The following is an 18,904-nucleotide window of genomic DNA, read 5'->3' as shown; positions in this document are numbered from 1 at the left end:
GCCAGAGCAAAGCTCTGGATGGTTCTGTCCTCCACTTACGATGCGCCGTTGAGGCCCGCTGAGATGTACGGGCGAGCTCTAGCGCACCACGGTCTTCAGGTACTGGTAGGCCTTGATGATCTCGACCAGGCGATCCTCCGTGGAGCGGTCGCCGCCATTGGCATCGGGATGGTGCTGCTTGACCAACGCCTTGTACTTCGCCTTGATCTCGCCGAGCGTCGCATTGGCATTCAGACCCATCACCTGCAATGCTTTGCCCTCGCCATTGAAAATCTTACGCGCCTCAGCCTTGGCCTTCGGGCGGTGGCGGGCGCCGCCGCGTCCGTTCAGCTCGGCGAGCGTGCAGAGTGTATGCCAGTCGTCCTCGAAATCAACAGTGCTGCCGGTCATTTTGTGTGCGCTGATGTTCTCGCCCATCTTCCAGGTCGGACGATGGCCGATCAGCGCGTCCTTTTGGTAGCGCGCAACCGCTTCGGCGTCCATCCCCGAGAAGAAATCGTAGGACTGATTGTATTTGCGAACATGCTCGATGCAGAAGTGCCAATAGGCGCGCGCATTGTCGCGGCCCTTGGGCGCGGGATGGGTAGCCTTGTTCTGGCAGCCAGGCCATTCGCATAGCGCCGCGGGCTGTCGCTCCTGCGCTTCCTGCTTATTGATGCGAATGGAGTCGAAGATTTCGGACGTGTCGATCAACATGACCTGGCTCCATTGGCGCAGCGGCAGTTACAGCGCCGCTTCTATGCTAGAGACTTGGTTTGGACGGCACGCCGGGTCTGACTCGGCCTTTGCGTCCAGTCAGTCGCATGATGTAACAGGCATTTCCTAGCAATGGACATGCCAAGACGCGCGAGCTTGGTTCAGACCATCATCTCTTTGCGATTTCAGATTAGCTCAATCGCAATTTGCTGTCGGGTTCTGCACACGGACGTCTTTAATGGGACCGGTGCGAATACTCTCAAAGATCCAGCGAAGGGCAATGCTCGGCGGTAATCTGCGCAGCGAGGAACGCGAGCGGCGTCTTCTTAATTTTGTTTAGAAGCTCGAAAAGTCTTCCGTCTTCGTAGCGAAACAGAAAGCGCAATGTCGCGATCTGAAGGGAATTCGGCCCCGCTCGTTCGCGGGTCAATGCAACTCACAGTACCCGCCCGCCGCTGACAAAGCCCCCCTGCTCACCAGCCGACCCAGCAAAGTCTCGAACGATTCGCACTGTTAGGGCAGGTGGGTGCTGGCACTGGCACGGCAGCCGGGATTGTAGGAGGTGCGTGGCAAAGCGCTGGTCCACGTCCCGGATGCAGCTCTAAATGGCTATGTCGAGGCAATTCGTTTGCGGCGCGGGTCGGTGCAGCCGGATCCTATAAAACACCGATTTATCGCCAATTGCCTCAAAGCATCGTGTGCCGAAGCCCTGGCGCTTTTGGCGGCTTGCGACGACGGGACATGCACCGTGAATAAGAAATTGGATCTCGATTATGCCGTCGTCGGGTACTGGAATGCATGAGCCAAACAAGCGAGATGAAATAATCGTGCCGATCAGTCAGCGAATATCCGTCGTGAATGATCGGGCAGAAGAGCATTTCAGACATCGTGCATGAGTAAAACCCGCCTGTTGTCGGAGTTGCACCCTATGCGCATTCGGCGCTGCCGGCCCGCTGCCGGCCCGCAGTGGCGGCGATGGCTTTCGGCAGCGCAACTGTATTTGCCCGAAAAGTTGCAGAGCCTGGACCTCATGCCTTTGTAAGAAACAGCTCTACCATTCTAGAGAGCGACCGCGCTCAGGACGAGAAATTGCAATCGGGCGAATCCGTCATTAGGTCGAAGCCCATGATCTGCGGCTTGACGGTGACAATCATCGTTGCCGCCGCTAGCCCTGCCCAATAGAAGGTCACCATGATCCGAGGGCGTCGCGTTCGCCTGTCGCGCCGTCCGCCCGCATTCTATTTGCAGATCAGTATCTGCGGTGATCCGGCGGTCCAGAGTAGGAACCCAATAGAGGATGGCGCAGCTATCGGCCTGCGAGGCGCTTTCGGCCGGCAACCCGTCAAAACAACTGGTTTGCATCCGGAAAGACCGGTTCGCAGCGACCCCCGGGGACCTTTGCGTCTGTCATGTACAAGTGCCCCATTGCCTACACGTCTGCTTGCACCGTCTCATCATCGGATGCCGAACGCCCAGCTTCCCCGCAGTAAGAAGTCATATCGAGAGACATAGGGTTGGATGCCGCGCGGTATGCGGCGCGGGCGCCGACCATGAGGGGCAGCCGGGCCGTTGGATCTCGGTCAACTCAATGCCCCTTCGTCGACTGCCTGTCGGCAATGCAATAATTTTTTGCGGGGTCGTCGGTGGCTGGATTAACCGCTCAAACCCACGTGGTACATGCTCGGAGATACTCTAATGCGTTTTGACTGCGATTTGTCGCAAGCCACGAAGATTTTCTGCGCAGCTCAGGTTGCGGGCGCGGTAATTCAACGTTCGTGTTGCCAGTGGACCCTGCAATTCAAAACGAAGTATGCGGTCAGTCGTTGATGCGCGCAAAGCGGACGACCTGCATTTAAAGAAATTTGTTAACTTCGGCCGACTTACAACCGGAGCGAACACGCAGCCGCTGCGCATGCAGTCGAGTTATCCGCAGAACCATTCGCATGACTGCGACACTCGTATTTTTGAGTCACTTTGGTCGAGGTTCAAGATGCTCAATGTCGTGAAGTTTCGTCGACCTGGTGCGCCCATGCGGCGCACTGAGTCAATGCAAACGATGGCGATTGCTAAGCGTGACGCGCCATTAGCGCCGTTCGCAATAGCATGTGATTCCGGTCGAGGTGCAAATCAGCGGCTCAAAGCCGCCCGCGCCAACGCCAAGCTCACGATCGCGCATGCGATTGCCACGCTGGAGGAGAACCATCGTCAGATACGAGCGCTCATACATAAGATGGCCGATTCGTCGGCTGGGGCCAGGCTGGAAGCGGATCTCGATCTAATCGAGCGAGAGCTTGCTCTCGCCAAACGAAAATCTGCCAGCCTTTAGAGCTGACGTTCCTCGTTTTACGATGGGATCGCTGAAGTACATTTCGAGGTAAGACGGCCACCCTTTAGCAGAGAGCCACAACAAGTGTTCGCAAACATCAAAATCACCGGTCGATTGATAGCTGGGTTTGGATCGCTTCTTCTGATGTCCGTTGCAATTGTCAGTTACTCGATCCATACCTCCCGGAGCGCGAACGGATTGTTGGCGACTGTGGTTCGCCAAAAAGACCACGTGGCCGAAGATGAGCGCATCGAAAAGCAAGTATTTGAAGCTCGGATGCATGTATGGATGGCCTTGGCAACCGATGATCCGTCGCATTGGGAGAAGGCCGCAGACACCTATAGGCGAACATTTGCGCGGCTTGAGGATCTCGCTGCCGACACCAAGGACTTAGGACGCCGGGTGCGAGTGCTGGATCTCAAAAGAGCCATCGAGGACGATGAAACGAAGGCGCTCGGACTGAAGGAATTTAGAGGAAGAAATAGCGCGCTAGATACGCCCGCGGCGAAATCGGCCGTAAGTTCCGCACTCGCGGCCGGTGGTCGGGTTGACGAACTCTCAGAGCCGCTCGCGATTGATTACGAGAAGGCTTCGAGAGCCACTGCGTTAAAGGCGGAAGATGACCTTGGATTGGGTGTGATGATAGCCTTGATCCTTGGCGCTCTCAGTTTGCTGCTGGGTGTCCTCCTCGCTGTGTTTACCTCGCGCAGCATTAGCAGCCCGATTCGGAATCTGACAGCATCGATGCTCGAACTGGCCGAGGGCAATTTCGATGTTGTACTCCAAGGTCTTAGTCGCAAGGACGAAATTGGGGAAATCGCGAATGCGGTCGAAAGGTTCAAGGTGAGGTCGGCCGAGAAGGCGGAGGCGGAAACCCAAGCCAAACTTGCTCATGATCGTATCGCTGCTGAGCAACGAAAGTCCGACATGCGCGGGCTTGCAGATGCGTTCGACGTGGCCATCGGGGAAATTGTCGAAACCGTTTCCTCGGCGTCCACAGAACTGGAAGCGTCGGCTCGCTCACTGGCAAAGACTGCCGAATCGACACAGCGACTCTCGACCGCTGTAGCGTCGGTCTCCGAACAGGCGTCCGCGAACGTTCAGTCCGTTGCATCGGCCACAGAAGAAGTGTCGATTTCCGTAAATGAGATTGGTCGGCAAGTCCAAGAGTCAGCTCGTATTGCCAGTGAAGCCGTTCGAACAGCCGCGAGCGCTGACAAGCGGGTTCTGTCTCTCTCCGAGGCCGCCGGCAAGGTCGGTGACGTCATCCAATTCATCAACACAATTGCATCTCAAACAAATCTCCTGGCCTCGAACGCGACAATCGAGGCTGCCCGCGCCGGAGACGCTGGGCGCGGGTTCGCGGTTGTTGCATCAGAAGTCAAAATGTTAGCGGACCAGACCGCGAAGGCGACCAAGGAGATAAGTGATCAGATTTGTGGAATTCAGTCATCCACCAAGGAATCGGTGGCAAGCATCAAAGAAGTCACTAGCGTTATTGGCCGAATCTCAGAAAGTTGCTCGGCCATCGCATCTGCTGTGGAACAACAAGGCGCTGCAAACCAAGAGATTGCCCGGAATGTGCAGCAGGCGGCAATTGGTACGACCCAGGTCGCCACGAATATCGCCGAAGTCAATCGAGGTGCGGATCAGACGGGCACCGCGTCAACGCAGGTGCTTTCCGCTGCCAGGTCCCTAGCTGAGGATAGCAATCGTCTGAAGCTGGAAGTGCAGAGATTCCTGGCCAGGGTAGCGGACGCTTAGCAAAGCTTTGACGCTTTTGAAGAAGCGCTGCTCCAGTGCGCAATGTTCCTTTATCTTACCGGAGACCCACGCCTCATTGCAGAGGTCGAGAACGGCGCCTATAACAACAAGGCCCGGCTTCCCGATCTCATCGAGCTGGGGCGGGTCATGTTCCGCATGGACGCGCTTGACAGAATCGCGCGCGAGAAGGTTCGCGCGCTAGGCGCGGGCAACAGATTCGTCAACTGATTGTGGCTGGCGCGGAGAAACTGCAGCGAAGCACGGAGCACCTCCGGCAGTTCCTGCAGCTGATTGTGGCTGAGGTCGAGAAGCTCGAGCTCGGCAGGTAGGACCGCAGGCAGGCTCGTCAGCCGGTTTGAGCTCGCGTCGAGGCCTCTGAGCTCGATCGGAAGTTCGGGCAGGGTGGTCAGCTGATTGCCCCTAACGTCAAGACGCCGGAGCGAAGCAGGGAGGCTATCTGGCAGTCAACCGATTGGAGAGCACATCAAGCGAAACGACAGCGTTGCGCAGACTCAGCTCACGGTGACAATGCTCTAGGACCTTAGCTTTCGATAAACTGACAAACTGTCGCCGTAAGTTGCATGGCAACAAAGCTGGCATGACCTTGGATGCAAGATTTGATCGGCCCCGTAAGATACTTCCGCTGACGCGTTTCCGCGCATAACCACGCGGCAGGGGCTCGAGTATTAAGCCCGCGCGTGGCGGCGGTGCCTTTCTCCAACTGCGTGCGAAGCAAGAGCGCACGCTCTCCAACGGCCAACGTCCGCGTTGGTTCTTTCTCGTGCCAAGACAATGCCGTGCTGGTATTTGCCGTTGGGGGCGAGCGCAGCCCATCTGGGTGCCTTTGCCGCGACACACGTCAGCTGATCGACAGGTGGTCCTGCTAAGGGCGGAGGCTGCCACCGTTGACGGATCTCCGGACTTATCTGGCGAGCGAGATGGCAGACTGCGGGCAGCAGTATCGATCTGTTGTGCAGGTTGGGCTCATATCGGCCTGTGTGGAAGAGGCGCTGGACGGCAGTCGCGGCCCACGCGCACAGGCCTTCGAATGATCATTGCTCTGCGAACCTAGCGGCTTCGCGGCTTTGGGAAGCGGAGGTGTACTCGTTAGTTCTGACGATGGAGAGATTGATGGACACAGGACACGCACAGCGGAGCGCGGCTTCCTTCCGGGACGCATTTGAAGAGGTGGAGCAGGAAAGCTACCTCGGCGGCTTCAATCGTGCCGTCGCGAATTTGGTCGAAACCTTGACAGGCTATCGGACCCCAGCCTCCGCGCGCGCGCAGATCTTGGACAATTGGGTTGCCGAAGAGGGGCAGGGCGAAGCGGAGAATAGGCGACTGGGGCGCAGACGAATCAGGAATTCGGATGACACAGGCTCGCCCTCGCTGGATTTGTCCTCGCTCTCCCTGACCGCTCTGCCCGCCGCCCTGCCGCCAAGGTTGCAGGAGCTGCGCGCCAGGCACAACGAGCTAAGCAGTCTGCCCGCTATTTTGCCACCCGGTCTCCAGCGTCTTCTCATTAGCCATAATCGCTTGACGAGTTTGCCGGACGATCTTCCGGCGACCCTCTCTCAGCTGGAGGTCGCTGACAACAGCTTGACCAGTCTGCCAGCAAACCTTCCGGCCCGACTCGAGATCCTGAACGCAAATGACAACCGGCTAACCAGCCTGCCGGACGTTCTGCCGAGCGGGCTCACCTTGCTTGCGGTCTGTGGCAATCAGCTGACCAATCTCCCGGAGTTCATCCCCTCGCGGCTCATTGAACTCAATGTCAGCGGCAATCAATTGGCCAGCCTTCCCGACTCTCTTCCGAGCACGCTGCAATCACTCAATGTCAGCGGTAACCGGCTGACCAGCCTGCCTGAAGGTCTTTTAGATGCTCTTGTGCCGAATAATAGCCTCTACTACCCGCATCTGGAGAGCCTCGAATTGGAGGATAACGCGCTGCCGGACGACATCCTCGCTCATCTGGCGGCGGCTGAAGCGCCACCGCAGCTTGCGCAGCAATCCCCGCACCAAGCTGCCGCACACTGGCTCGCAGACGACCCGGCCACGCTGGCCGAATGGCAGCACTTTGCGGATGAGCCCGGCGCCCAAGACTACGCACAGTTCCTGGAGAGGCTACGAGGCACGGTCAACTACGGCAATAACGAGTTTCGGCAGGCAGTGGCTGATGATCTACGGCACGCGGCCGCCAATCCGACATTGCGCGAACAGTTCTTTGCGCAGGCTTCCGAGGCCAACACGAGCTGCGAGGATCGCGTCACCTTGCACTGGAATGGTATGCAGACCGCGCGCATCAACGCTGACGTCAAGGACGGGGTATATGACGATCGGCTTGGCGATCTGATTCAGCGCGGACGTGTCGCCTTCCGCTTGGAGGCGTTGGACGAGATCGCGCGCGACAGGATCATCTCGCTCGCGAGCGGCAACTCGAACGTAGACGACATCGAAGTCTATCTGGCCTATCAACATCGGCTGCGCGAGCCGTTGGAGCTCAATCATCTCGCCCCTGACATGCGCTTCCTAGAGGTCTCTCACGTTAGCGAGGATGATGCGACGGAAGCGCTCGACCTGGTCCGGGAGCGGGAAGCAAGCCAGTTCAACGACTACATGGCAAGCCGCTGGCAACCCTGGGAAACGGTGCTGAGGCGCATCGCTCCGGACGAACATGCAGCGATGCAAGACCGGCTGGTCGAAGCGATGGGCGAGGAGTTTCAGACCCGCTTGGATCAGCGACTGGCCGAACATGATCTTCGAGGCGATCCGGATGCCGAGCGGGTGCTCGGAGCCCAAGTCCGAAAGGAGATCGCTGGCGAGATCAAACGCGAGGTCATGCAACGTGTGCTCGCAGAGCGTGGCCTCGAACTATGAGGCTCCCAAACCGCCGCAGCGATATCTATTATTGCTCCGCGGCGGTACCTAAAGATCGATCGTGAAGGCTCGGTCATCGCTGCCTAGGTGCTTTTGCGCCTTGGCAATGCGCTCCCGTCGATGAGGGTCTGGCACGTTAGAAGGGTCAAAATTTTGGGGGTCCGCGCTAAGCTCACTCCAGGATCACCTGAACAGCTCTGCCTAGTTCGGCAAGCTTCCGAGAACCTGGCTTGGCTAAGGTTCCGCGGCGAAGCCAAAATGGCACTTGCGATGATCAGAAGAATATCAACGTAGATACCAACAGATTGAGCGCGTGTTCCGTTTGGGGCGTGTGCGTGATGCTTGTGGGGTTATGAATGTATGATAATCCCACGCCTGCATATATTCCCGGAGCAAGACGGGCGGTATATGTTCCGGTAATTGCCGTGGTATCACGATGCGCAAGCTGGCCTTTAGCGAGAGCAGCATCCACCGCAAATTTGCTCCAGTTCGTCTTGCTAGCAACGATCGCAATCAGATCACTCGGCCGGCTATCAAAAGGCCCTTTCGCATAAAGACGAAGCTCGTAATATCGGCTGATCCTGTTGAGGTCAGGCGGAGCTCCCATGATAGAGAAGCCGCCATAGATGCCGCGAGACGGCAACCCAAGGGCGTCGCTCTGCCAGAGCTGCCTGTCCGCAGCGATGTAGTGAAAATGATTCCCAGTCTCCCTTTGTTGCTTGGGGTCCGCCAAATTCGTGTAGCGGCTATTGTTCAAACCAACGCCCGCCCGCAGCCACGTCTCGGGTACGCCGGGAGCCGACTTGCTCTTGTAGCCGGCTTCGTCAACGAGAAGGGTGCCTGCATTGGCCGTGCTCCAGGTCAGGCCGGTGGGATTCTCGATTATGTGGGAATAGGCACCATCTGGACTGATTGAGCGCTGGACGGAAACCTTGTTGTACAAGCGATCGTCAAAATTGTACTTCAAGTTGACCGCCGGCGTCGGCGTAGCATTGGTGCTCATCCCTGCCTGGAACAAGGCAGACATGTTCGATCCTGTAATCCCTCCGAACAATGTGCCGGTGAACTCATTTTGGTTTCTGAGGTAGCCAAGCTTGAGTTCTAGCGTCCTGTCGAAGAAAGTCTGGTAGTAGGCGAGCGTATTGATTCCTACTCGATCTGGTCCCGGGCGATCCCACGTCCAGTATTGCTGCTCGGCTCCTACGACAATCTGTCCGTCGGCAATGCCAAACCGGCTGAGATCGTAGGTGACGATCATGAGGTTTACCGACGCGAAGGTCGGATTCTGGCCCATATAGAGCTGGTTTGCGATAGTGCTTCTGGCCGCATTCGGCAGCTGGTTGTTTACAAAGCTGTTGTGTGTCCAGCCGATGTAGCCGATGCCGACATCTGCCAGCGCCGATCTAACGCTGTCCTTGTCCTGATCAATCGTGTCCGCAGGGCCAGGTATGTTGAACCACAACCCTTTTTCACGCAGCTTGTCGTACCTTTCGAAGGGATCGATCGTCTGTTGCGGTCTCGTCTGAGCACCCCTGCCCGCATTGCCGCGCTTCTCGAAAGGCAATCCGAGACCTGCTGCTGGAGCCGAGGCAGAAGGGCGGATTTCCTGACGGATCAGGTCGATCGGGAGCCTTGCGGCCCGATCGGGGGTCTTTCCTCTTTTGCCGGCCTGATCCACGGAGTAGCTACTCGGATCAAACCTACTAGCGGTTTGTGCCCGTACGGAATTGCCGACGAGACAAGCCGCTAGCGAAAGCGCGATAACAAGCCAAAATTGCTTTCCCCTGTATTTCAAATTGAACGAAAGTGCCGCCGTAGCCGAGTGTGTCCGAGGCGAGCTCGTCGCAAGTAGGCAATCACGCGTGGCGTACTTCGGGTCAATGTCTGCCGGAGATGAATAGATTGAACTGCGGCCTGATTGGCCAGAGTGAGCTCCCGGCGTTTGCGCGTCCGAGGGCGAGGGGGACGAGCCAGAACACGATCTATCCGAAGAGGACCACTCAGGTTTCCTGAACCTCTCACCCCGTGGCACGACGATGATCTGGTCCGAAACTTTTCTGGTGCATAAGGCCGGTGCGCCGAGGGCCAGAGCAGGGCGCTGGCTCGGCAAATGCTCACGACGAGCGCGCGGGGGCTTGCTGTCCTGGCCAAGAAAACATTGCGAATGTCCGCCCTGCTCACTGTGAGTCTGGCGGTGTCGCGCGTCTGCATCGAAGGTGGCTTTCTGGACGAAGCGGCAGCGACCGGCAAGCAAGGCTCTCCGTGCAAGAAGCTTGGATTCACGAAGCGCTTTCGCGGTATCGTTCTCAGCGAAACACAAGACAATAGCCAGGCTTGAACTTGCTCGCGCGCCAACCTCACCACAACATCCATAGTGATGGCCCAGGAGACCGGAGAAATCAGCTATCGAGCAGCTTTGGCGAGTATCGGCGAACAGTTGCTGGCTACCGTGAGTGCGGCACAACCGGTCCTGCATCCGAATCCTTGACGTACGCGGCGTTCGTGGTCACCCTTGCCACGAGCCCGTCATCTCGAACAATCTGCCGAAATTGGTAGTTGACCAGGTACAGTGCTTGCCGTTCCAATCGGCCATTGCCGCTTGGCCGATCAGCCGTGGCCGCCCCGGATGAGGTTGCTGTCCGGCAAGAGGGGCTCCACCGAACACTCTGCAGGAATGAGTGGACGGTTTGCATTCGTGCCGCGGGTAAGAAAATCGCCTAGGTTCTCCTGAATGGTGAGAAACGGCTGCGCCATCGCCGGCGAAGATGAGCACCGTTGCTCGCTGGTGACGCTATCATGGAGGACGCGCGCAAATTGTCGCGTTGCGTTCCTCAAGAAGCAGCGTTTCATAGGAGCAGGGTGGCCGATCAGGAGGCTCGGCAAGATTGATTTATTGTCAACGCTCGCAGCTCCTGGAGTGCGTGAGCATCGCAGCCTATCGCGTCGACGAAACAAGACTGCTGGAATGGGATCTTGAGCGAGGGACAATGGACTTGATGGATCAAGCGGCCGCTTCAGACTTGCGGCCGCTTTTGCGCGGGCCAAGACGGATCCTCCCGGTTTTGGTGCTCCCGCTTGTCCTCGTTGGCTCGTGTGCTGCTGGCGCCTGGCTTTGGGCTAACCTAGAAGCCTTCGTCGAGACGCCGGAAGCTTCAATGATGAGCCTGTCACTGGAGGACAGGGCATCCTTGTTTGAGATAAAGTGGGCACAGCAGAAAACCGCAGATGAGATCGCAGTACTCAACAGCCGGATCAACGCTCAGCGGGATGACCTCAAAGGGATCCTGGATCAGATCACCATTCTGGCTTCGCGGATCGATTCGCTGCAGAGTTTAACAACTGTTCCATCTGCTTCCGAGCCTCCTTTGTCGCCAGCCCGGGCTGCTTCGAGCGTCGCCAGGAAACGCTTCAGGCGATCCAAACCACAGGGACCTGTTTCCGTCGGAGGCGCGCCAGTGATCGCCGCACCGAAGGCAGCCGAGCCTTGAGGTCTGAGACGCGGCAGGCGTGGTCGAGTCTCCAACTGTGCTCGATGAAGTGGCCCGTAGGGTCGCAAAGCTGCCTCCGGCGGTAAAATACCCGGAGCTTGTGCGGGCGCCGTCGTCTCCAGCGGCATGTAGTGAGGCCGTCACTATCATCGAGAGCACTTCAGGGCAGGTGGTGCAGAGCACTTTCCGCATGATCGAGCGGTGGCCCTGAGCGGCGCAATACTGCGCCTTTCCTTTAGATCAGCTCTCTTCCAATCAGCCCTCGCCAGTTTTGAGAATCATATCTGAAAGGTCGTGTCATCACGCCAATCTGGCGTGCCCGCCCGATGGCTTCTTCGGATAGCCCCCGCGAAGAGCTTAGAAGTTTGGGATCTGCTCACATGCGTGGCTTAGTTAATAGGGATGCGGTCGAGATAAGTGTCGAACGCGGCAGCAACAGCGCGAACGACAAACCGGTGCTCCTGCTTGACCCGAATTAATCCCTCTTCAATGTCCACTACCCCATCTTCTGCAAGCATTCCCAGGCGGTCGGCCGAACCGAGAAGAGGAATCAGATCAAATCCGTGAGCAGCGCAGATCGCTGGTACGTCGGCCTGCAAATCGCACATCAGACGCTCGATGATTGCTGCGCGGAGGCGATCTTCGGCGGTGAGACAGCAGCCTTTTGAGGTTGCCAGGCGGCCAGCCTGAATGTGTTGGTGATAGGAAGCCGTTGCGATCTCGTTCTGGACGTAACCGTCGCGCAGACGGCCGATGGCTGACGGACCTAAGCCGATTACGGTTTTGCAGGTATCAGCCGAATAGCCCAGAGAGTTGCGGCGCAGCCGACCAGCTTTCTGGGCCAGCGCGAGCTCGTCATTGGGCAGGGCGAAATGGTCGAGCCCGATCTGGCGGTAGCCGGCCGAGACCAGCGTATCTGCAATGGCCGCGGCTTGCTCAGCGCGGGCGACATTATCCGGCAGCGCCGTCTCATCGATCTGGCGCTGACGTTTCATGTAGGAGGGGACGTGAGCATAGCCGAAAACCGCAAGCCGGTCTGGCCGCATGGCTAGAGCCATTCGCGCGGAGTCAACACAGGACCGCACCGTCTGATGCGGCAGTCCGAAGAGAAGGTCGAAATTGATGCGCCTTATCCCATGCTGGCGAAGCCTTTCGACGACAGAAGCCGTCTGTACCTCGCTCTGGACTCGGTTGACCGCCCTTTGAACCACGGGGTCGAAGCTTTGCACGCCTATGCTCGCGCGGTTGATCCCCGCCGCTTGTAACATTTCGACCATGTCGGCCGTGACCCCACGCGGATCGATTTCTATGGCGATGGTAGCTGATTTACTGAACGCAAAGCAGTGGCGCAGGAGTTCCATCAAGGCGAGAAAATCGCTCGGTGCAATGGTGGTCGGCGTCCCGCCGCCGAAATGCACGTCGTGCACCGGCAGAGCGCGTGGCACTTGCTCTGCGACCAAGCGTATCTCGTCACGCACTGCTGCCAAGTAATTGCGGACCGGTCGCTCGCCGCGCGTGAGGCTTGTAGGAAAACCGCAATACCAACAGATAGAGCGACAGAACGGAACGTGGATGTAGAGCGATACGGGCTCGTCGGGAGGCAGCCGCCTCAGCCATGTCTCACAAGTCTTGGCACCGACCATCGCCGAGAAATCCGGTACGGTTGGATAGATGGTGTACCAAGGCAGGCGAGCATCGCAATACTTGTTTAGAAGGGAGGTCTGCAAGACTTAACTTTCCCATGCTCAACAGCATGAAGCTGACCGATGCCGTCAATTGTGTCTTTGCGTTATGTCAAACGTAGTGGTTTCTGAGATCTGGCCCCGTCTTTTTCGATGCTACTGCCAACGCGGCTTAGGGGCAGAGCAAGGAGTGAGAGCCGCTCGATGGCGATTATTTGGACGTTTAGGTATGAATTTTCTCGTCCGGGCACGGTTGAAGCAGCTAGAGAGCCGGCGCGAGCGATCAATCGATCATCCGAGGGCACGCCGGTTCGCATCCGCTGACGGCGCGTCATTTTTGCGACCAACACAGGGACTTGTCGGTCTCACCAAGAGCAGCTCGCCTTCTCGATCTTCAAGCAAAGCCGATTGGTTACTCACAGAGTTCGACGGATGCCTCCGTCAAAGGCCGGCGTGACACAAAAGATAAGTTGCTTGCTAGATGAGAGCGCGAGGAGCGCAATAGTACAAAACCTGACGCGACGTGCGATTCAAAGTCCTTTAGCGCGGCCGACGAAGCCATTCTTAATCTCTAGTATCGAACGCATAAGCCTCAATTCCGCCACGCTGGTTGTCTCATTGCCACAAGCATCATCACGGATGTACTGATGGTGTTGGGGCGACCCCAGCGCACTTTTCAGCCCCCCGGCGAAGTGCGTCGGGGCGCCTTGTTTCGGCGGCGTGTCGTCGCTGTCTAATGCAGCTCACCAACTCACAACGACTTTTGGGCGGCTGCTGATGGCAAGCAAATCCCGGCCGGATGCAATCGGCCGAGACACTATCTGCGATAGTTTCTATTCTGCTTCAAACTGGGTTGTTTTCTTTTTACATCGGCTTTGGAGCTATCGATCCCTGCCAGATCGCGCATATCTATTCCGTCAGCCTGCATTGGCGTCGTATCGATGCGATGCACCTGCAGTTCTCAGCTTCACATAGATGGCCTGGTCAGGTTTCGACCGACCGTCACTATGTTCTGATGCTGCGAGCTGGAGCTGCCAAGCAGGAGCCGACTGGGATATGATCTTGCGCCTGTTCATTGCATGAAAGTAGCCTTCGCGGTCTGGCATTTCAGTCCATTCACAACGAATCGAGGAAGTTTGTGGTTCGGTAGGCCACCGAACCTGGAGCTCGCCTCGCGAAAATGAGAGCTGAGCCTCGCCAGGCCTGAAGGAGATGGCGGCCAAACAGCTCGAGCAGTCGAAAGTGGGCACCCCACCCAAGCTCTGTTATCCACGCCGAAGGCATCGAACTCATTCGGCATCGGTAAAAGGATGAGTATATTGGCGCGGCTGATTTCAACGGCAGCGCGCGCAACATTTTGACGGCTTCGTGGCCGAGGCGGCTCATTGCCGCGCCTTTGCATCCATGCGCTCAAGAATTGCCTGCGTCTTTCTGGCGCGCAGCACATCATCTTCCCTGACATTCTCCATGAGAACGTAACCCACACACACGCGCGGCATTGCAGTTCTACATTGAAAGTTTCCAGGCCCCGACCGCTCTTGAAGAAGTCGAATGCGCCCCCTGCGCGATCCGCAGGGTAGCGAGAGCGTGCCCGATCGCCTCCCATCAGATGCTCTTCTTCCCGCGTTCTTGCGCTCTAGATGAGAGGGCAGCGCAAGCCATAGACGAGATGGAGGTACGCTTCATACCGCTCGCGCGCCGCGCCGACATTGACCCTCCCGGCAACTGGCGAGCGCGAACGGGATGTGATTAAGCACCGACCGCTCGGCTCATGACGATCAGCTGGGATGCACGAGGTGATCCGCCCCATCGCCGCTGGACCCGACAGCTTTTCGTGTTCGCGATTGGCGCCCTTCAAAGTTAGCCAAGGCCGCGGACAGACATAAGCTGCCGCCTCCATCATGTTGCACCCCGATCTGACCGTGCTTCATCACCTGCCGAACCACGAAAGATGGGAGTTGAGACTTTCAAGCGAGAACCAATTGGATGCCGGCAACGAGCATAACGGCAACGAGGATAAATCTGATGCCCGCTGGGTTCAGGCAGTTCAGGCTGACTATCGTTCCAGCGACCGCACCCGCCAGCGCGAAGATAGCGTAAAGAACCAAATCCGGAGAGGGAAATTGGCCGCTGAAAAGAGCTCCGACGAATCCGACTGTGGAATTGGCCAGAATAAAAGGGGGTGATAACGCGACGGCGTGCTTCGGTGATGCCCAATTCAGTGTGATGAGCGTCGGCGCGAGGAACACTCCACCACCCACGCCGGTCAGACCGGAAACCAGGCCAAGGGCCGCGCCAATGCTCACGATTGCCATGAGCGGAGTTTCACGAACACGATCAGCCGCGCGTCCCCGCTGCATGATCATCACGGCGCTCGCCAGAAGAAGAACGAGCCCGGTCAGCGTCTTATACATGTGGTCATCGAGCGCAATCAAGCCGCCGGCAAGCGACGCTGGCACGGACGAAAAGAGAAGCGGGCGCAGGATGGTCCAATCAACGACCTTGTTGCGGTTGAAGAGCCACGTAGAATAAGCCGCGATGACAATGTTGAGACCAAGTGCCGTCGGGCGCATCTCTGTCGATGACATACCAAAAAATGCCATTAGCGAGAGGAATGCAGTGCCACCAGCCTGGCCAACGCTCGCATAGAGCAGTGAGATGATCGCGATGAGCAGACAAGCCATGCTTCACCGATCTTGGCGACGATCTTCGCCGTTTTCCACCGAGCCCATCATGAGTCGCGCAATCAGGTGCGGTCTGACTGTTTTTCTGCTTAGGGACGGATCGACCCGCTTCGCCGGAATAGCTGGGCAAAGGTCCAGTCAGTTCAAGTTCCTTTAGCGAGTGCCATGTTTGGACCGCCCAATCAATTGCCGTACTTGGTACTTGACTGGCGGGAATAGGACTGTGTTGCGCCCTGAGGAAGCAGCACGCGACGGCCGCCGAGGTGAGCTGCATTTCTTGCTGTAATAACCTCGTGTCGCGTCTCGCGACGTGCTGTCGGCTTTCCGCATGTCATGAATGCTTCGACGGACCGACGTCGCGCCAACCATGCGCGTTCGAAGCTCTTTCTGGTCTGTTTTTGTGAAATCAGCAGTTGGTATGACACTTGCTAGTCTGGCGCGGGTCGTCTCCCTGCTGGAGAAGCGCATGCAATATGTCCTCCGCATCAAGCAGATCTCGCAGTTACGAGTATCTATCGTTGCGCCGTTAAGGTGGCCCCTTTCTGCACGTTCGGTACGTTTGCGCCAGGCCTGCCGGACGGATTCGATGAGACGGCGCACAATGATGCGGGGAGTATGGCTTCTGCCTCGACTGTTCCGTGTTGCTCATCGATCCCGTCCCCGGCGCCGTCGCACGGAGAAGAATCGGCGAACGGTTAGCGATGGCAATTCGCTAGATTGGGAAAAGACATGAATCTCGTATTGTTCGTCCCCAAGCAAAGAATGGATGCTCACAGGACGCTCCTCACGTCCCGCGCCGCCAAGCCCCTTGAGCTTAGCCGTATCGCGCAGATCAGAGCCTAGGATCTCGTCGTGCTCGGCCCTCGAGACAAACCAAAGCGTCGTTCGGCTGCGTTCTCTCGCCATGCAAGCTGAACAGAGCCAAACCTCTAGCCGGCGGAGCTGTTTGGAAGCTCAGTCCGGGACCCGCGGACGATCAGGGCCGCCTTGATCAAACGGGACACCGTTGGTGTGATATCGATGGCATCATCCTTCACGGATCACGGGCGATGATTTCCGATTTGGCCAGTGCGTTATCGGCAAACTGGACGATCACTTCAGCTCAGCCTCGGAGACAGGGATGATGGCGCTATATCTGGTGGTGTTTGATGCGATCATGCCGGCGCATTCGGCCGGGGCGCAACGAATTCGTCCAATGGGCGTCCAGCATAGCGCGAGCGCTCAGACTGGACGAATAAACTAACCCTCGAGTTCAGCTCATGGACTGGAATTTGGCTCGGCCTGAAGCAAGCGCAATCGAACACGGTGAAGGGGAGCTTGATTGTCGTACTGAAGCGCCCAGCATGGACCTCTTTAGCTTCACCGAATGCGCTAACCAGACTCATTCACTCAGAGCACTATTCGAGCTTCTTGTAGGCTGTGCCACGAGGGAAGGCTTCAGTGAAGTTGCATACGGCGCTCTCAACTTCGTTGAGCCACTTCGGCTGGCGGAGTATCCACCCCCGACTGTGGCTGTGAAGTGGCCGCCAGACTGGTGCGACCGATACTTCAAGCGCAAGTACCATACTATCGATCCGGTGGTCCGGCTTACGCCGATGCTTTCGCGGCCGTTCTTGTGGGATCAACTCGCCGACGTCTATCAGCTTCAACCGGACGAAAGACGCGTACTTGACGAGGCGAGAGAGGCGGGGCTGAAGCACGGCATGAGCGTCCCGTTGTTTGGCCCGTTGGGTCGGATATCTGTGGTGTCGTTTGCATCTGCGTTCGATGATGCTGATCCTCAGGATCGCGTCGGGCATCTCAACGCGCTGGCCTGGCAGTTTCACACCGCCTATGGCGACATCGCTCGTCCCTGCGATAATGGTTGCGACAGAAAAGTTGCACTGTCGCCGCGGGAGACTAGTTGCATGCGGTGGGTGGCAGAGGGGAAGTCGTCATGGGAAATTGGGAAGATCCTGGGAATCAGTGTTAATACAGTCAACTTTCATGTCAAGAACGCAATGCGAAAGCTGGGGGCAGCCAGCCGGATTCAAGCGGTGGTTGTGGCGGTTCGCCTAAATGTTCTTTGAATTTGAGAACGGGACACTAGCAGCCAAATCGTGGGCTTCCAGCTTCTGACATAGTGCATGGCACCTTCGGCGAGCTCGCAACACGCCTTGGAGCAAGTCCGTTATCTCACGCTGCGTGAGGTTGTGGGACTTTCACGAGATCGATGAATTCTCGAATCGACTGACCTGTTCCTCCAGTGTGTTGGCGGCTTCTCGGCCACACTCCAACTGGCCTCTGGATTCCATTACTCAGACGAGCGCGCACCTGGTGCTTCGGAACTGATTGGGGCCGGCAGGGTGAGGAGCAGCTGAGGAAAGAACCCCGACCGGGGGTCGGGGTTCCGATTCACGTGACTGCGTGGAGGTCTCTATTTGGCAAAGGGCGAGCCAAACTTATAATTGAGTCGCGCCGTGATGAGATCGACGTCCTGGTGCACGCGATCCGCGCCAAGAGCCGCTGGGAAGCTTATGTTACTGCGTTGCATGAACAAGTGGTTATACTCGACGCCAGCTGACCAGTTTGGCGTGAAGCTGACTTCGGCACCGGCGCCCAGCACGCCACCCCAACGCACATCATTGTTTTTGCCAATCTCCGCGCCAGTCGCCACCGAGTTGACGTGATAGATGTTGCTCGTCACCGCAGCGCCGCCCTTGCCATAAAGGAGCACAGCATTGAACGCGTATCCGATATGGCCCGTGAGCAGACCGAATGCATCTGTCGTGGTGCCAACGGTGTCTGCCGGGAACGCGGTGCTGACATTGGAACCGTTGAAGTCGGCCCAGTTGCCCTGACCCTCAATGCCGTAGACCATGTTGAAGATTTGCCAACGATAACCAATCTGGCCGCCAATGGTCCCACCAGTCGAATTATGGCAGCCCTCGGGGGTAACACCATTGAAATCCCAGCAGTTGCGGCTCGTTCCCCAGCCACCATTGACGCCGATATAGTAACCGGACCAATCGGTGATCGGGGCTGCGGCTGGCAGCGGTACCGCCTTGACCTTTGCAGGTTGCCCCGCCAAGTCGGTGCCGAATGAGGGAGCGGCGGCACCGAGTGCGCCGATGCTTGCAGTCAGAATGAGAATCTTTTTCATTCGAGTGTTGTTTCCTTTCGGTGCCCCCCGGCGCCGTGCGTTTAACAATATGAACGCGAATTGCTGTAACTTCCGCACAACATGTCTTCGAAAGAAACGGGTCCAATCGTACGCCGCGTTAGATTGTGGAGCGCGCAACTTGCCATGCGCTGCCTCGACCGAAATGCTGGGGCCGGGACACTGGTCGCTTCGTGCAGAGGATTGTTTGAATACGATCCGTTCATGATGGCCTATGACGGGACGCA

Annotated in this window: 13 protein-coding genes; 8 read left to right on the top strand and 5 right to left on the bottom strand. The window is 57.5% G+C overall.

Annotated elements, in window-relative coordinates:
- Positions 1–78: 78 nt before the first annotated feature.
- Positions 79–696: a J domain-containing protein gene (locus tag FOM02_RS31030; protein ID WP_265440478.1), complete on the bottom strand. Its 618-nt coding sequence runs from the start codon at positions 694–696 to the stop codon at positions 79–81.
- A 562-nt stretch (positions 697–1,258) separates the two neighbouring features.
- On the opposite strand from FOM02_RS31030, the gene FOM02_RS31025 reads away from it, so the two are divergent.
- From FOM02_RS31025 to nopM, 5 genes are all read left to right on the top strand, one after another.
- Positions 1,259–1,498, top strand: coding sequence for a hypothetical protein (locus tag FOM02_RS31025; RefSeq protein WP_265440477.1), 240 nt, complete (start codon positions 1,259–1,261; stop codon positions 1,496–1,498).
- Between the two features lie 1,008 nt (positions 1,499–2,506).
- The gene (locus tag FOM02_RS31020; RefSeq protein ID WP_265440476.1) at positions 2,507–3,022 is read left to right on the top strand and encodes a hypothetical protein; all 516 of its coding nucleotides are present in this window, start codon (positions 2,507–2,509) and stop codon (positions 3,020–3,022) included.
- 144 nt (positions 3,023–3,166) lie between these two features.
- Positions 3,167–4,786: a methyl-accepting chemotaxis protein gene (locus FOM02_RS31015; protein ID WP_265440475.1), complete on the top strand. Its 1,620-nt coding sequence runs from the start codon at positions 3,167–3,169 to the stop codon at positions 4,784–4,786.
- 42 nt (positions 4,787–4,828) lie between these two features.
- On the top strand, positions 4,829–5,014 hold the full coding sequence (locus FOM02_RS31010; RefSeq protein ID WP_265440474.1) for an NEL-type E3 ubiquitin ligase domain-containing protein: 186 nt from the start codon (positions 4,829–4,831) through the stop codon (positions 5,012–5,014).
- Between the two features lie 903 nt (positions 5,015–5,917).
- Positions 5,918–7,663 (top strand): T3SS effector NEL-type E3 ubiquitin ligase NopM, encoded by a 1,746-nt coding sequence (gene nopM, locus FOM02_RS31005; protein WP_265440473.1) that lies wholly within the window; start codon positions 5,918–5,920, stop codon positions 7,661–7,663.
- A gap of 274 nt (positions 7,664–7,937) precedes the next feature.
- Here the strand turns inward: nopM and FOM02_RS31000 are convergent, their stop codons facing one another.
- Positions 7,938–9,341, bottom strand: coding sequence for a carbohydrate porin (locus FOM02_RS31000; RefSeq protein WP_265440472.1), 1,404 nt, complete (start codon positions 9,339–9,341; stop codon positions 7,938–7,940).
- A gap of 432 nt (positions 9,342–9,773) precedes the next feature.
- Here FOM02_RS31000 and FOM02_RS30995 point away from each other — a divergent pair, with 432 nt between their 5' ends.
- Together FOM02_RS30995 and FOM02_RS30990 are read left to right on the top strand one after the other, a co-directional pair.
- Positions 9,774–10,001 carry a hypothetical protein gene (locus FOM02_RS30995; protein WP_167336469.1) on the top strand — a complete coding sequence of 76 codons (228 nt, stop codon included), beginning with the start codon at positions 9,774–9,776 and terminating at the stop codon, positions 9,999–10,001.
- Positions 10,002–10,584: 583 nt separating this feature from the next.
- The gene (locus tag FOM02_RS30990) at positions 10,585–11,151 is read left to right on the top strand and encodes a hypothetical protein (RefSeq protein WP_265440471.1); all 567 of its coding nucleotides are present in this window, start codon (positions 10,585–10,587) and stop codon (positions 11,149–11,151) included.
- Positions 11,152–11,540: 389 nt separating this feature from the next.
- Here the strand turns inward: FOM02_RS30990 and hemN are convergent, their stop codons facing one another.
- Both hemN and FOM02_RS30980 read right to left on the bottom strand, forming a co-directional pair.
- Positions 11,541–12,878 (bottom strand): oxygen-independent coproporphyrinogen III oxidase, encoded by a 1,338-nt coding sequence (hemN, locus tag FOM02_RS30985; RefSeq protein ID WP_265440470.1) that lies wholly within the window; start codon positions 12,876–12,878, stop codon positions 11,541–11,543.
- 1,922 nt (positions 12,879–14,800) lie between these two features.
- Entirely contained in the window at positions 14,801–15,517 is a 717-nt protein-coding gene (locus FOM02_RS30980) for a sulfite exporter TauE/SafE family protein (RefSeq protein WP_265440469.1), read from the bottom strand.
- 1,343 nt (positions 15,518–16,860) lie between these two features.
- On the opposite strand from FOM02_RS30980, the gene FOM02_RS30975 reads away from it, so the two are divergent.
- Positions 16,861–17,586 carry a LuxR family transcriptional regulator gene (locus tag FOM02_RS30975; RefSeq protein WP_265442221.1) on the top strand — a complete coding sequence of 242 codons (726 nt, stop codon included), beginning with the start codon at positions 16,861–16,863 and terminating at the stop codon, positions 17,584–17,586.
- A 347-nt stretch (positions 17,587–17,933) separates the two neighbouring features.
- Here FOM02_RS30975 and FOM02_RS30970 read toward each other — a convergent pair whose 3' ends face one another.
- Complete coding sequence (locus tag FOM02_RS30970) at positions 17,934–18,659, bottom strand: outer membrane protein (protein ID WP_027562763.1); 726 nt, start codon at positions 18,657–18,659, stop codon at positions 17,934–17,936.
- Positions 18,660–18,904 lie beyond the last annotated feature (245 nt).

Origin of the sequence: Bradyrhizobium sp. SEMIA (assembly GCF_014844175.1) — a bacterium.
In the GTDB taxonomy this organism is placed as follows: domain Bacteria; phylum Pseudomonadota; class Alphaproteobacteria; order Rhizobiales; family Xanthobacteraceae; genus Bradyrhizobium; species Bradyrhizobium arachidis.
The sequence above is the reverse complement of the archived record's forward strand: the minus strand, read 5'-3'. Positions and strand labels throughout refer to the sequence as shown.

Bases quoted from the DNA above. Each gene is read 5' to 3' on its own strand.
- FOM02_RS31030 (WP_265440478.1), bottom strand. From the start codon at position 696: ATGTTGATCGACACGTCCGAAATCTTCGACTCCATTCGCATCAATAAG.
- FOM02_RS31020 (WP_265440476.1), top strand. From the start codon at position 2,507: ATGCGGTCAGTCGTTGATGCGCGCAAAGCGGACGACCTGCATTTAAAG.
- FOM02_RS31015 (WP_265440475.1), top strand. From the start codon at position 3,167: ATGTCCGTTGCAATTGTCAGTTACTCGATCCATACCTCCCGGAGCGCG.
- FOM02_RS31010 (WP_265440474.1), top strand. From the start codon at position 4,829: ATGTTCCTTTATCTTACCGGAGACCCACGCCTCATTGCAGAGGTCGAG.
- nopM (WP_265440473.1), top strand. From the start codon at position 5,918: ATGGACACAGGACACGCACAGCGGAGCGCGGCTTCCTTCCGGGACGCA.
- FOM02_RS30995 (WP_167336469.1), top strand. From the start codon at position 9,774: ATGCTCACGACGAGCGCGCGGGGGCTTGCTGTCCTGGCCAAGAAAACA.
- FOM02_RS30980 (WP_265440469.1), bottom strand. From the start codon at position 15,517: ATGGCTTGTCTGCTCATCGCGATCATCTCACTGCTCTATGCGAGCGTT.
- FOM02_RS30975 (WP_265442221.1), top strand. From the start codon at position 16,861: ATGGACCTCTTTAGCTTCACCGAATGCGCTAACCAGACTCATTCACTC.
- FOM02_RS30970 (WP_027562763.1), bottom strand. From the start codon at position 18,659: ATGAAAAAGATTCTCATTCTGACTGCAAGCATCGGCGCACTCGGTGCC.